The sequence below is a fragment of the Mucilaginibacter sp. dw_454 genome (assembly GCF_018449775.1).
Taxonomy (GTDB): domain Bacteria; phylum Bacteroidota; class Bacteroidia; order Sphingobacteriales; family Sphingobacteriaceae; genus Mucilaginibacter.
The window spans coordinates 225,359-238,702 of sequence record NZ_JAAVVB010000004.1 but is presented as its reverse complement, the minus strand read 5'-3'; the positions used below and the strand labels follow the sequence as shown (position 1 = coordinate 238,702).

Annotated in this window: 14 protein-coding genes; 8 read left to right on the top strand and 6 right to left on the bottom strand. The window is 43.7% G+C overall.

What is annotated here, in order from left to right; translation table 11 throughout:
- The first annotated feature begins 135 nt into the window (after positions 1-135).
- Positions 136-1,884: an ABC transporter ATP-binding protein gene (locus tag HB679_RS14435; protein WP_214072853.1), complete on the top strand. Its 1,749-nt coding sequence runs from the start codon at positions 136-138 to the stop codon at positions 1,882-1,884.
- 97 nt (positions 1,885-1,981) lie between these two features.
- Here HB679_RS14435 and HB679_RS14430 read toward each other — a convergent pair whose 3' ends face one another.
- The gene (locus tag HB679_RS14430; protein ID WP_214072706.1) at positions 1,982-2,176 is read right to left on the bottom strand and encodes a hypothetical protein; all 195 of its coding nucleotides are present in this window, start codon (positions 2,174-2,176) and stop codon (positions 1,982-1,984) included.
- Positions 2,177-2,444: 268 nt separating this feature from the next.
- Between HB679_RS14430 and HB679_RS14425 the strand changes: the two genes are divergently transcribed.
- The 3 genes from HB679_RS14425 (at position 2,445) to HB679_RS14415 (ending at position 4,526) form a co-directional block, all read left to right on the top strand.
- Positions 2,445-3,323: a permease-like cell division protein FtsX gene (locus HB679_RS14425; protein ID WP_214072705.1), complete on the top strand. Its 879-nt coding sequence runs from the start codon at positions 2,445-2,447 to the stop codon at positions 3,321-3,323.
- 94 nt (positions 3,324-3,417) lie between these two features.
- Entirely contained in the window at positions 3,418-3,681 is a 264-nt protein-coding gene (locus tag HB679_RS14420) for a DUF3098 domain-containing protein (protein ID WP_214072704.1), read from the top strand.
- Between the two features lie 41 nt (positions 3,682-3,722).
- The gene (locus HB679_RS14415; protein WP_214072703.1) at positions 3,723-4,526 is read left to right on the top strand and encodes an undecaprenyl-diphosphate phosphatase; all 804 of its coding nucleotides are present in this window, start codon (positions 3,723-3,725) and stop codon (positions 4,524-4,526) included.
- A 421-nt stretch (positions 4,527-4,947) separates the two neighbouring features.
- Here the strand turns inward: HB679_RS14415 and HB679_RS14410 are convergent, their stop codons facing one another.
- From HB679_RS14410 to HB679_RS20725, 4 genes are all read right to left on the bottom strand, one after another.
- Positions 4,948-6,168, bottom strand: a complete 1,221-nt coding sequence (locus tag HB679_RS14410; RefSeq protein WP_214072702.1) for a sigma-70 family RNA polymerase sigma factor — start codon at positions 6,166-6,168, stop codon at positions 4,948-4,950.
- Between the two features lie 244 nt (positions 6,169-6,412).
- Positions 6,413-6,760, bottom strand: coding sequence for a YciI family protein (locus HB679_RS14405; RefSeq protein ID WP_214072701.1), 348 nt, complete (start codon positions 6,758-6,760; stop codon positions 6,413-6,415).
- A gap of 105 nt (positions 6,761-6,865) precedes the next feature.
- Entirely contained in the window at positions 6,866-7,597 is a 732-nt protein-coding gene (locus tag HB679_RS14400; RefSeq protein ID WP_214072700.1) for an SDR family NAD(P)-dependent oxidoreductase, read from the bottom strand.
- Between the two features lie 66 nt (positions 7,598-7,663).
- Positions 7,664-8,260, bottom strand: a complete 597-nt coding sequence (locus HB679_RS20725; RefSeq protein WP_214072699.1) for a TetR family transcriptional regulator — start codon at positions 8,258-8,260, stop codon at positions 7,664-7,666.
- A gap of 953 nt (positions 8,261-9,213) precedes the next feature.
- On the opposite strand from HB679_RS20725, the gene truB reads away from it, so the two are divergent.
- From truB to HB679_RS14375, 4 genes are read left to right on the top strand one after another with little or no spacing between them, the layout of a single operon-like run.
- On the top strand, positions 9,214-9,957 hold the full coding sequence (gene truB / locus HB679_RS14390; protein WP_346345156.1) for a tRNA pseudouridine(55) synthase TruB: 744 nt from the start codon (positions 9,214-9,216) through the stop codon (positions 9,955-9,957).
- 58 nt (positions 9,958-10,015) lie between these two features.
- Entirely contained in the window at positions 10,016-10,948 is a 933-nt protein-coding gene (locus tag HB679_RS14385; protein ID WP_214072698.1) for a bifunctional riboflavin kinase/FAD synthetase, read from the top strand.
- Positions 10,949-10,999: 51 nt separating this feature from the next.
- Complete coding sequence (locus HB679_RS14380; RefSeq protein WP_214072697.1) at positions 11,000-12,055, top strand: DUF2157 domain-containing protein; 1,056 nt, start codon at positions 11,000-11,002, stop codon at positions 12,053-12,055.
- A 20-nt stretch (positions 12,056-12,075) separates the two neighbouring features.
- Positions 12,076-12,678: a hypothetical protein gene (locus tag HB679_RS14375; protein ID WP_214072696.1), complete on the top strand. Its 603-nt coding sequence runs from the start codon at positions 12,076-12,078 to the stop codon at positions 12,676-12,678.
- Here the strand turns inward: HB679_RS14375 and HB679_RS14370 are convergent.
- Complete coding sequence (locus HB679_RS14370) at positions 12,675-13,319, bottom strand: LysE family transporter (protein WP_214072695.1); 645 nt, start codon at positions 13,317-13,319, stop codon at positions 12,675-12,677. The genes HB679_RS14375 and HB679_RS14370 overlap by 4 nt on opposite strands.
- Positions 13,320-13,344: the final 25 nt, after the last annotated feature.

Here is a 13,344-nt window from a genome sequence, read left to right as displayed (position 1 = left end):
TAAAAAGATAACTTTGCTATAGTGAGCAATAAAGAAAATACTTCACAAAAAGATACTTCAAAAGTGCCCCCTCCAGGGGGCGGAGGGGGCAAAGTAACCGGCAAAGCATTTGATTGGACGCTGTTAAAACGGGTGATGCATTATGTAAAGCCGTATAACACTACGTTTGTTATATCTGCGTTTCTGACCATATTTTTGGCTGTAAATGCGCTGGTGCAGCCTGTCTTAATCCAAAAGACGCTTGACGATCACATTGTAATAAACGACTATAACGGCTTGCTATTTATGGTGGAGCTGATGATTGCCCAGCTTGTCATTCAAACCATGGCGCAATACTATCAAACCTATATGACCAATGCACTTGGCCAATCGGTTATTCGCGATTTGCGCATTGATATTTTTAATCACATCACCAGCCTGAGGCTTAAGTTTTTTGATCGTACACCAATCGGTGTATTGATAACCCGTACGGTGTCTGACCTGGAAACCATTGCTGATATTTTTTCTGAGGGATTAATCTCCATCATTGGCGACTTGCTGCTGGTAGTAGCCGTTATTGGTCTTATGCTTTATGATGATTGGAAGCTGGCCCTGATCACACTGATACCTATGCCTTTGTTAGTTGCATCGACCTATGTTTTCAAGGAAGCTATTAAATCTTCATTTCAGGAAGTGCGTACCCAGGTGGCGCATTTAAATACCTTTTTGGCCGAGCATATCTCTGGCATAAGTATTATTCAAAACTTTGCCCGCGAGGAGCAGGAAATGCGCAAGTTTCGAGATGTTAACATGAAGCACCGCGATGCCAATATCCGCTCTAACTGGTATTACTCTATTTTTTACCCCGTGGTTGAGGTGTTGTTTGCCATATGTATGGGCCTGCTGGTGTGGTACGGCTGTAAACGCATGCTGTCTGACGAGGAACTGGCGCATTTAAGTGCATCGCCTAAGGGCATTACTTCGGGTGTAATTACCAGCTTTATTTTGTTGCTCAACATGCTTTTCAGGCCGATACGTCAGATAGCCGATAAATTTAATACACTGCAAATGGGTATGGTAGGTGCCGATCGTATTTTTACTATTTTGGATACCGACGAAGTTGCGCCAAACCCCGGCACACTGCGCCCGGCCAGATTGGAGGGCGAGATAGAGTTTACAGATGTTTGGTTTGCTTATAACGATGAGAATTGGGTGCTGAAAGACATCAATTTCAAAGTTAAACCCGGCGAAACACTGGCCGTGGTTGGTGCTACAGGCGCAGGCAAGTCCTCGACTATTAACATTCTGAACAGATTTTATGAAATCGGCAAAGGGCGGGTAGAGGTGGATGGCCATAACATCATGAAGTACGATGTAAACTACCTGCGTTCGCAAATTGCTACGGTGATACAGGATGTGTTTTTATTTACAGATACCATAGCCAACAATATCAGCCTGAATAATGAATTGATTACTCGTGAGCAGATTATCGCGGCAGCAAAAGATGTAGGCGCACATGAATTTATCGAGCGCTTACCCGGTGGTTACGATTACAATGTGATGGAACGCGGTTCTACACTATCTGCCGGGCAGGCGCAGCTGATTTCTTTTATTCGTGCCTTAGTTTATGATCCCGCGATATTGGTGTTAGATGAAGCTACCTCATCAGTAGATACGGAGACAGAGATCTTAATACAAAACGCCATTAATAAACTGATGCAGGGCCGCACAGCTATTGTGATTGCCCACCGGTTATCAACCATACAAAACGCCGATAAGATCATTGTTTTAGATCATGGCGAGATCAAAGAAATGGGTACCCACCAGGAACTACTTCGTATTGATGATGGCTATTACCGCAAACTTTACGATCTGCAGTTTAACTCGACCGGGATAGCCAGATAAAAAGAGTTGTCATTCTGAGCGACAGCGAAGAATCTTATACGTTTAACTGTCGCCTTGATAAGATCCTTCGCTGTCGCTCAGGATGACAATATCGCAATTAAGCCTTACTCCCCGGATTAACCGGCTGCTCTTCATTCTCGTGTTTTTTGGCAATGTCGCCGCCGTGTGGTTTGTCGGCATCGTATTGCTTGTCGGCGGCGCGCACTTTGCTTTTATGGCCGTTATCATTTGGTCTGTGGGTAGGTGTATCCGCAGGCGATGCTTTGTCTGTTGAATTTGCTGGCTTTGTCATGATGGAATAACAGGTGGGATGGTGATTTGTTTAATGTATCAATACCATTACGTCATTGCGAGCGAGGTACGAGCGTCGCAATCTCCGGATAAGCGATTGTCGCTTTGTTAGAGATCGTCACGCTCGTTCCTCGCTCACGATGACGCGCGGGGTGGATGGAGCAACCCGTTAAATTATGTTAAAGTCCTATCCAAAACCCAATTAAAAAAATATAAACTTTTACCTTTAGGCTTGGTTTCTTAATTTCGCAGAAACTAACCAGCATACAATGGAAGAATTTGAAGTAAGCGAATCGGCTAACAAAACTAAAACCATCTACATTTCAACCGTATTTGGTATTTCTATGGTATTGCTAATGGTTGGTTTATTGGGCCTGATATTGGTGCATGCCAATAACCTTTCGCGCTATGTGAAAGAAAATATCGTTCTTAATATTTTTGTGGACGATGCGGCCCACGAGACCGATGTACGTCAATTACAGAATCAGCTGGAAAGTAACCCTGCGGTTAAGCAAGCTATCTACGTAAGTAAAGAGCTGGCTGCCCGTAACCTGCAAAAAGACCTTGGTGAGGATTTCGTTCGCTTTTTAGGTTATAACCCATTGTCGCAATCGCTGGATATTTATTTGAATGCCGATTATGCCAATAACGCGCAGATCACCAAATTCAAAACCGATCTGCTGAAAAATCCAATAGTAAAAGAAGTTAAATACCAACAATCACTGGTAGACCAGATGAACTCCAACATTACTTCAATATCATTGGTGATCTTAGCCTTTACCGGGATCTTTGTGGTAGTATCGGTAGCGCTGATCAACAATACAATCAGGCTGGCAATCTACTCGCAACGATTCTTAATTAAGTCGATGCAGTTGGTGGGGGCCACGAAATCATTTATCCGTAAGCCATTTATTTTATATGGCATATGGCATGGTTTATTAGGCGGGCTAATAGCGGTTATTATACTGGTAGGCACACTTTACTTTGCTAACCTGGAGATACCTGATTTGGTTATTTTACAAAACAATACCGAGTTCGGCATTGTGTTTTTATTAGTAATTGGCCTCGGGATATTTATATCGGCTTTCAGCACGTTCCTGGCAGTAAATAAATTTTTAAGATTAAAAATATACGATCTATATAGATAGGTGAAAGGCAAAAGGAGAAAGGTAAAAGGTTGCAAAACCGCCAAACTAACGTTCGCTCATTCACTCAAACACTCATTCAATCATTAAAAAAGACATGGCAAAAACTACACAACCGGCAGCAAAAACAGCCACAGCAAAAGCTCCGGCAGCTAATACCACACCGGTAAAATTTATATTCGATAAAAGCAATTACACCTGGTTTATCATTGCTATTGCAGTGGTGGCATTTGGTTTTGTGCTGATGGCCGGTACAACTGATATTTACAGTACCACTAAAATTGTGATTGCTCCTGTAGTGGTATTGGCCGGCTTTGGAATAGGTTTTTATTCTATTTTAAAGAAATCTGACATTAAATAGTCTGATCCTCGGGATCGCACCAAAACCTTAGCCCCTAAAAAATGAATATCATTCATGTAATCGTCCTTGCTATCATAGAAGGACTGACCGAGTTCTTGCCGGTATCATCAACCGGGCACCTGGTAGTGGCCAGTGCCATTATGGGTATTGGTAAAGATGAGTTTGTTAAGCTTTTCGAGATTGTTATTCAGCTGGGCGCTATCCTGGCGGTAGTGGTGCTTTACTTTAAACGCTTTTTCCGTTCGATAGATTTTTATGTTAAACTCATCATCGGGGTTATCCCGGCAGTGATATTTGGCCTGCTGCTTAAAAAGAAAATCGATATTTTATTGGAGAGCCCACTGATTGTTGCTATAGCTTTCGTTGTAGGTGGTGTTATCCTGCTGTTTGTTGACGAATGGTTCAATAAACCTACGGTAACTGACGAAAAAGAAATATCGCATCTTACAGCCTTTAAAATAGGCTTGTTTCAATGCCTGGCCATGGTGCCGGGTGTTTCACGCTCTGGCGCAAGTATAGTTGGCGGTATGACCCAAAAGCTAAGCCGTAAGGCAGCTGCCGAGTTTTCATTCTTTTTAGCGGTACCTACTATGTTTGGCGCAACGCTTAAAGATTTGTATGATTTTTATAAACACAATGTAATCTCGGCTACAGAGATGCATCATGATATTAAATACCTGCTGATAGGCAGTTTGATCGCTTTTATTGTGGCCCTGGCTGCTATCAAATCTTTCATCACATTCCTGGAGCAGAAAGGCTTCAAAGTGTTTGGGATCTACCGCATACTGGCGGGTATTGTGATCATTGTGTTGTACTATTCTGGCAACGTACTGCACACAGTTTAAGACACTTAACTATTAAGCATAAGAGCGCGTGATTGCAAAATCCGCGCTCTTTTTTTATGCGTAAGTCTGTGTAAGTAACAAAAGTGTTATGTCTGTAAAAGTGTACAATTTATCACTTCGGCATAGCGTTTGTATCATAGTTTACAACAAACAGAATTAAGGCAATATGCCGAGTTGATGGTTGTTCAACAAAGCATATATTTCTCATATATATTGGTTTATAATTGGTTAGTAAAGGCCCCTGCCCATCAGGGGCTTTTCTTTTTTACCTCTCCCCGGCCCTCTCCTTTGGAGAGGGAGAACTGCAAAACTTAAAATAAAAAATTGTCATTGCGAGCGTAGCGTGGCAATCGCAAGGATGCAATATTCGCGATTGCTTCGTCGTTCCTCCTCGCAATGACACGCTGTTATAGTAACGCAATTAATTAAGCTTCTTGATATTTTTCCTGATCTGCGTTTTCTCTGCAGATGTCTTGGCCATTTTTAAAGCCGTTTGTAAATGTTCCAGTGCTTTGTCATTATCGACATCGGTGTAGAGATAGCCCAGCAATGAGTGGTACAAATGGCCGGTCAGTTTTTCAGCTTCGATGATAGCCTTTTTTTTCCCTTCGGCCTTGGCCAGGGCATAAGTACGGTTAAGTGCTGCCATGGGCGAATATTCTAAAATAAGTAACTTGTTATAGAGTTGTAATATGTTCTCCCATTTATTGGCGCTGTCAGCCTTTTGGGTATGCCAATAGGCAATGGCTGCTTCCAGGTGATAACGGGTTAATTGATCGCCTTTGGAGGCGCGGATGAGGTAGTGTGTACCGCGCGATATCAACTCGTCGTTCCACAGATTACTGTCTTGTTCATCATAAATAATGATCTCGCCGTTTTTATCTATCCGGGCCTCAAATCGAGAAGCATGGAAGCACATTAATGAGAATAAGGCATTTACTTGTGGCAGATCTGTCGCGCGGTTCTCGACCAACAAATAAGTTAGTCGCATGGCTTCCAAACAAAGGTCTTTACGCAAATTAGTGTTACTGCTTACCGAATAATAACCCTCATTAAACAACAGGTAAAGCGTAATTAAAACGGCCTCTAACCTTTTATTAATTTCCTTGCTATCCGGAAATTCAATTTTTACCTGTTGCTCGCGCAGCTTTTCTTTGGCGCGAAACAGTCGCTTGTTAATGGTTTCTTTGTTGGATAAAAAAGCGTCGGCTATTTCATCAATACTAAAACCGCAAAGAATGCGCAATGCTAAACCAATCTGCGCCTCGACCGCAATTATGGGTTGGCAGATAGCGAACATCATTTGCAGCTGGCTATCGTTAATGTTGGCTTCAGAAAGATCGATGTTTAGCTCCTCGGCCCGCGCTGTTTCAATTCTTAAATGCTGACTTACCTTTTGCTCAAACACCGTGTTGTGTTTCAAGTAGTCCTTCGCTTTGTTTTTAGCTACAGTATACAGCCAGGCCGTTGGGTTTGGCGGCAGTTTGTCGTTGGCCCAGGTTTCTGAGGCCAGCAAAAAGGTGTCGCTGGTCAAATCTTCGGCAATCTGGATATGCTCAAACCCAAACAGCCGCGCCAGCACTGCAATGATCTTGCGGTATTCGGTACGGTATAAGTGGGGTAGTAGTTGATGGTTTTGCATAAAACTTTAGTCACATCTAATCCTTGCCGAGTAATGCGACTATCACATTTGAGCGTCACTTTTAGAAGGAGGCACCTACGGAGCCATATTAAATATTATCTGGTTAAGCTACAAACAGGCAGTTCCTACGGAACTATAAATGTTCAAATAAATAACTCCGGAGGAGTCGCCTGTTTGTAGCTTAAGTCAACCTGGTTATTGGCTCCGTAGGTGCCTCCTGGCAATCAGTTAGATTGGGAGGTCATTAATGCGCCATCGGCAAAATCTGTCTTACTTCAACAGTGCCGTTAGTGTCTAAAATGGGGCATCCTTTGGATAGCTCGGCAGCTTCATCAAATGATGCCGCACGAACCACAATGTAACCACCAATAGCCTCTTTAACCTCAACATAAGGGCCATCGGTAACAATAGCGCCAGGTTTAACCACGCGGCCATCGGGGTGTAGCCTGTTACCGCTGTCGGCTAGTTTGTTTTGAGCCGCCAGGCTGCCCATCCAGTCTTGCCACGGTTTGTTGATGGCTGTTAATTGCTCCGGAGTCATTTGCAAATCGACGCTTTCATCGCGTCTGAAGATCAATAAGAAATCGTTCATTTTGGTTAAGTTTAATTGTTTTAAAACCTAATGACGACCCACCCATGAGAAATAGGACAGGTCGCCATTAAATTTTTTAAACCGATAAAATGAAGGTAGTAAAAATTAAGCGCTTTGGTTTAATGCGCTAAAAGCGTCAACCGGCGAAAGTTTATAAATATGAGCGGTATCGCCCACGTGGATCTCGTAAGTGTCACTCTCAAATGCATCAATCAAATCTTGCGCCACTACAATCGGAGCTACCCCGTTTTCGCCGCCAATATCTTTCGAAAAGTCGGTATTAACCAAAGGAGGCATCAATTCAAACACTTTGATACTGGTTTGAGCTAAACTAACCCGCAGCGCTTGCGTATAGAAATGTAGAGCAGCTTTACTGGCAGAGTAAGTTGGCAAGCGCAGGCCCGGTGTTAAGGCCACTATAGAGCTTACGTTAACAATAGCAGCTTCTGGTGAAGCGCTTAAGGTAGGTAACAGTTCTTCGCTTAAATGAAGTATGGCGAAGAAATTGGTTTCAAATTCATCCCTGGCTTTTTGGGCGGCATTAGCAGTGGCGCTTAACTGGTATGCGTAAGCAGCACCGGCATTGTTAATCAAAATATCTAATCCGCCGAATTGCTGTTTAACGGTTGCTATCAATCTTGCCACATCGTCGGCATTATTAATGTCGGCAGCAATAGGCGTTACGTTGGCTAGTCCTTCGGCTGCTTTTTGCAGCTTGCTTTCGGTGCGGCCGGTAATAATTACTTTGTTATTTTTTGCACTTAAGAGTTTGGCTATTTCTAAGCCAATGCCCGAGCCACCACCGGTTACCAGGACTGTTTTGTTTGTAATATTCATTTTGTTGTTTGTTTAATTATTATGATTATAAAATATACCAATCGGTATATTATTGATTAAATTTTTTTAGTCCCTCAATTGATCGATGATAGATTTTACCACAGTTAGCACACTTGCCATATTAGCATGGCTGTCGGTAACCTTGGCTATCATAACCCCGCCCTCAATCAGCGCAACAATGGATAAAGCGGTTTGGTTAACATTGATATCACTTTTAAATTCGCCGGCATCTATACCGCCTTTTATTAGGCTGGCTACTTTTGCCTGCCACCGGGTTACTGCTTTAGCAGCCTTATCTTTTAGCAGGTTGTTGGTGTCGTCTGCTTCGACAGAGGTATTTAAGATAGCGCAACCACCACGCTCGGCCAGTGTTTGGTTGTTATAAACCCGGGTGTATACCAATAGTTTGTCGTAGTAAGTGGGGGCATTATCAACCAGCGCGGCAATTTCGTCGGCCACTTTACGGTTGTTATAATCAAATACCGCCAGGGCAACTTCTTCTTTGTTTTCAAAATTACCATAGATGCTGCCCTTGGTAAGGCCGGTAGCCTCAGTCAGATCCGTTAACGAAGTACCCGCATAACCCTTCTTATTGAAAATAACCGCGGTTTTTTCAATAATGAACTGGCGGGTGCGCTCTGCTTTTGATAATTCTTTATTCACGATACAAATATACCAATTGGTATATTATATTATTGTTGTGGGATTGTCATTTTGAGTGGGAATGTGGTTGTATGCAAAATCACATCGCGCGGGAGACGCAAAATATTGCGTCTCTACATAAAGGTCTAAACGTAGAGACGATATATTTTGCGTCTTTATCGCTTCCTCTCACAATGAAACTTATAGCGCTCTCTTCACCTTCGGCGGAAAGAGGGTTGGTTTTTCTCTCGCCCTTGTTGGTGAAAACACCAACAAGGGAAAACGTGTAGAAATAAAGTATTAGAAACGAAAAAATGTTTTTAAGTGATTTAAACGTTTTATAGGCGCTTAAAAAAGCTTTTTCGCTACACTTTAAATGTCAAATCTTAAATTAATCTGTCATTGCGAGCGTAGCGTGGCAATCGCAAGGAGAAAAATAAACGCGTGCGATTGCGTCGTCGTTCTGGCCGTGAGATTACAAAAGGGCAATAAAATTTGGTTCAGCGCCAAGAAAACGCCGTTTCACCGTGAAACAAAAAAATGACTTAAAGGTCATAAAAACTGTTTCATTTTGTTTCACTCATTTTTTATATTTAATTGATTGTCAAATATTTAATTAAAAATACTGTTTCACTTGTTTCATCTGTTGCATACACACGTGAAACAAAACACGGGCTGCGTAACTAAGCATACTTAGACTCACCCGATCGTCGCTTCGCTCGATCACCCTCTCTTCCGCAAGCAGGAAAGAGGGCTACAAGCCAAATTGGTAAAGCAATAAATAACCCTCTTTCCGCCAAGGGCGAAGAGAGGGTCGACCAGCGCAGCGGAGTCGGGGTGAGTCCCCCGCGTTAAGGATGGCAGCGGATACCGGCCCAGAGCCTAAAGCCTGCAGGCGTATGAGCGTACAGCCTGACCCGCCTTTAGGCGGGAAACGCCCCACAACATAACAACCTTATTATTACCTTTGCGCCGTGAACACGGATACATTGAATACCACACCTGCAAAACACAAGGACTTTAAGTTTGCCGAGGGCGAGTTGCTGCTTGTGAACAAGCCTTATGAATGGACAAGCTTTGACGTGGTGGGTAAGCTGCGTAATTCGTTTAAGCCGCTGAAGCTGAAGGTTGGCCATGCAGGCACTTTGGATCCGCTGGCTACGGGCTTGCTGATTATCTGCACAGGTAAGATGACCAAGCAGATTGACAGTTTCCAGGCCGAAGAGAAGGAGTACACCGGTACCATGGTGCTGGGTGCTATCACGCCGTCGTACGATATGGAGACCGAAGCCAACGAAACTTTCGACACAAGCAACCTAACCGACGAGCAGCTACGTAATGCCTGTGTGCAGTTTACCGGCGACATACAACAGTATCCGCCCGCGCACTCGGCCATTAAGATTGATGGTGAGCGATTGTACGAGAAGGCGCGCAGAGGTGAAGAGGTGGAGTTAAGGCTACGCAGCGTTACCATCAGCGAGTTTGAGATAACCCGCATTGCCCTGCCCGAGGTTGACTTTAGGGTAGTGTGCAGCAAGGGCACTTACATCCGCTCGCTGGTGCATGACTTTGGCAAGTCGCTGAACAATGGCGCATACCTGTCTAAACTTACCCGCACCCGCAGCGGCAGCTTCAAGCTGGCCGACGCCTGGGAGGTGATGGACTTAGTGCAGGTGATAAGAGCAGAAAGCGCAAAGCCAAAAGCTGAAAGCTTATAATAGACATAGACACTTAAGGGCTTTTAGCTTTATGCTTTTCGCTCTAAGCTTAATAACAATGAAGACATATCATCATATTGATGACTTTAAGCCCGTTAAGAACGCCGTGGTTACCATTGGCACGTTTGACGGGGTACATCTGGGCCACCGCAAGATCATAGCGCGCATTAAGGAGCTGGCAGCGGCCTGCGACGGCGAAACCGTGATTCTTACCTTCTTCCCGCATCCGCGGATGATACTGCACCCGGAGGATGAGCGTATCAAGCTGATCAATACCATTAATGAAAAGGCCGAGCTGCTGGAGCAATTGGGCGTTGACCACCTGATTATCACGCCATTCTCGCGTGACTTCTCTAACCAAAGCGCCGAGGACTACATCCGCGATATATTGGTGAATAAGATAGGCACCCACAAGATTGTGATTGGCTATGACCACCGTTTCGGTAAAGACCGCCGCGGAGGACTGGATGATTTACTACGCCTGTCGCCGGTGTATGGCTTTGAGGTAATTGAGATACCCGAGCAGGATATCAATGACGTAGCCGTTAGCTCAACCCGTATCCGCGAAGCATTGCTGGTTGCCGATATTGACTTGGCTAAGACCTTCCTGGGCTACCCTTTCTTCATTACCGGCAAGGTTATTCGTGGCGACCAGATCGGTCGGCAGATAGGTTACCCAACCGCTAACATCCAGATAGAAGAGAAATACAAGCTCATCCCTGCCGATGGCATCTTCGCCGTAAAGGTGACCCATGACGGGCAGGAGTATACCGGCATGGCTTATATTGGCAGCAGGCCTACCATAAACGGTATGACCCGCAACATAGAGGTTAACCTGTTCGGCTTTAATAAAGAGATCTATAACGAGACTATCCGTATGGCGTTCTACCACTTTGTGCGAGGCGATATAAAGTTCAACGGTCTCGACGAATTAACGGCTCAAATAGCTCGTGATAAGGAGGATGTGTTACGTCTAATGGCCGATGCTTGATAAGTTGGTTCAAACTTTGTTATAATTGCAAACTGCAAAACCAGCATACGCATGCCAAAGTTAAACATCGACAAAAGCGATAGCGAATTCCTGAACAAAACCATTGCCCATTGGCAAAAGGAGGGTATGCTGGGCGATGACACCGCTGATAAGCTTCGCAGCTCGTACGAAGTGAAGGGTTTTGATTGGATGCGGTTGGCTAAGTATTCTTTCTGGGTAGCGTTGATCTGTGGCGGTGCGTCGTTTGCCTTCCTGATAGTCAACGATGCGGTGGTTAACTGGCTCAAGCATCTGTACTATACGCCCGACATTGTCATCAGTATTATCTCTGCCGCACTTGCCATCTTTCTGTTCTACTGGGGCCGCCGCCGCGAAAAGCTGCATCCCGAAAAGATCTTCAGTAACGAGGCTGTGATCTTTACCGGCATACTGTTTACCGCCTGTTGTATTGCTTACCTTGGTAAAGCGTTGGATCATCATTCAGGGCATTATTCATTACTTTTCCTGCTATCTGTATTCGTCTATGGCTTTTTGGGCTGGCGAATGGATTCGAGACTGATCTGGCTATTTGCACTCATATCGCTGGGCAGTTGGTTCGGCACCGAAACGGGTTATCAAACGCATTGGACAGATTACTTCCTGGGGATGAACTATCCCCTGCGCTTCGTAATCTTCGGGGTAGTGCTTATAGTAGGTTGTGCAATACTTAAAAACCGCAAATGGTTTGCCTATTTTTGGGAACAGACCTATGTAGTGGGGTTGCTATACTTGTTCATGTCGCTATGGCTATTGAGTATATTTGGTAACCTTGGCAATTTAGACGTATGGTATCAAATCAAGCAGATTACTTTATTTTACTGGGGCATCATATCCCTGTGCGTAGCCGGTGCCTTCCTGTTTTACGGGTTAAAAAGCAAGGATGATATCTCTCGCGAGTTTGGTATCACTTTCCTGATCATATTCATCTATACCAAATATTTTGAATATTTTTGGGAGAGTACCAATAAGACGCTTTTCTTTGCGATACTAGCAGCTTCATTTTGGCTCATAGGCCGTAAAGCCGAAAAGATCTGGAACCTAAAAAGTAAAAATTCTTCTGTACAATAACTTAATGATCAATTAAATCAATGAAAAGGTGTGTTATTTTCTTCGTGTTATTTTGTTTGTTTACCAATCTGCTACATGCTCAAAAATTTTACCCCAGCTATTTCAAAGATGCCTATAACAAAGGTTTTATCACTAAAACTAAAGATTCGCTGTATTACCAGCGATTGCTCTTTGAAGCTCTCCCATCAGACTTTAAATCGTTTGATAATTTATACGGTTGGGACGAGGTGGCTCACGTGGGTAGGCCATTAACCGCCACCGGCCCGCATTATTTCCCTAATATCTTTTACTCAAAAGCTTATAGCCGGGCTAAAATGTTAAAAAAGATCATTAGAATTTCGGTAAATGGAGAGTTACGCGAAGGTGCGATAGGCAGGTTTCAACAAGATTGTTTTCAGCTTGCTCTCGCGCACAACGCACAATTTGTTCGCGTACTGCAAGCCTTTAGCAAAAAAGATATCATTTCTGTGTGGAAGTTCTATTTCGATCAGCCAAATGAAGGCTACCGGAAGAAGGTATACAGAGAAATTGTTGCTATAACCCAAAAGAATGACGAGGCTATGGTAGCAGAGATTAAAATTGCTTACAAAAAGGCCAATGCAAAATGGGCCGATAAACACTAAGCCTTCACTTGGGTAGCTTGCTTTGGCTTGACAGCCAGGTAAATTCTTTTTACCAGGTGATATCCGGCGAAGCTGAAAAATAAAATAGCAATAGCTGTATTGATAACTCTGGTACTCAATGCAAACTTGCTCTGAATATATTTAGCAAATCTTGCATACAACATCAGGCATATAAATGCCCCGCCGGCTGAGCCAATACTGAATATTACCAACGCTAAGTTACCATCCAATATCCACTGGTGGGCTATCACGTAAGTTCCGCATATCATCCAGAAAGGAACTTGCATGGGGTTTAAAAAGCCCAGCAATATGCCATACTTTATACTGGCGTGTTCGCTATATTTGGTTTCGGGTGGTTTCTTGCGATTTAGCCAGGTGATGGTTCCTAACACTAAAAACAGGGCGAACATTATCCAATCAATCACCACATCTAAATGCACCTGTTCTGACAACCATTTGGCCGCGTGCATAATAAAAAACGTAAAGAAAAACTCTACACAAGAAAAGGCAATCGTAAACTGCAGCGCCTCTTTTAAGCCACGGTTAATGGTGATGCGAACCAGTGTAAGATTGATGTTTCCGGGAGGGATATAGCCAATAAAGTTGGCGATGAATCCAATAAAAAAAGTTAGGAATATCATTAACCCCAAAGATAGCTTTTAGGTG

What these genes read in the sequence shown, in the direction of transcription:
- HB679_RS14435 (WP_214072853.1), top strand. Translation starts at nt 136, where the DNA reads ATGCATTATGTAAAGCCGTATAACACTACGTTTGTTATATCTGCGTTT.
- HB679_RS14430 (WP_214072706.1), bottom strand. Translation starts at nt 2,176, where the DNA reads ATGACAAAGCCAGCAAATTCAACAGACAAAGCATCGCCTGCGGATACA.
- HB679_RS14425 (WP_214072705.1), top strand. Translation starts at nt 2,445, where the DNA reads ATGGAAGAATTTGAAGTAAGCGAATCGGCTAACAAAACTAAAACCATC.
- HB679_RS14420 (WP_214072704.1), top strand. Translation starts at nt 3,418, where the DNA reads ATGGCAAAAACTACACAACCGGCAGCAAAAACAGCCACAGCAAAAGCT.
- HB679_RS14415 (WP_214072703.1), top strand. Translation starts at nt 3,723, where the DNA reads ATGAATATCATTCATGTAATCGTCCTTGCTATCATAGAAGGACTGACC.
- HB679_RS14410 (WP_214072702.1), bottom strand. Translation starts at nt 6,168, where the DNA reads ATGCAAAACCATCAACTACTACCCCACTTATACCGTACCGAATACCGC.
- HB679_RS14405 (WP_214072701.1), bottom strand. Translation starts at nt 6,760, where the DNA reads ATGAACGATTTCTTATTGATCTTCAGACGCGATGAAAGCGTCGATTTG.
- HB679_RS14400 (WP_214072700.1), bottom strand. Translation starts at nt 7,597, where the DNA reads ATGAATATTACAAACAAAACAGTCCTGGTAACCGGTGGTGGCTCGGGC.
- HB679_RS14385 (WP_214072698.1), top strand. Translation starts at nt 10,016, where the DNA reads ATGAAGACATATCATCATATTGATGACTTTAAGCCCGTTAAGAACGCC.
- HB679_RS14380 (WP_214072697.1), top strand. Translation starts at nt 11,000, where the DNA reads ATGCCAAAGTTAAACATCGACAAAAGCGATAGCGAATTCCTGAACAAA.
- HB679_RS14375 (WP_214072696.1), top strand. Translation starts at nt 12,076, where the DNA reads ATGAAAAGGTGTGTTATTTTCTTCGTGTTATTTTGTTTGTTTACCAAT.
- HB679_RS14370 (WP_214072695.1), bottom strand. Translation starts at nt 13,319, where the DNA reads ATGATATTCCTAACTTTTTTTATTGGATTCATCGCCAACTTTATTGGC.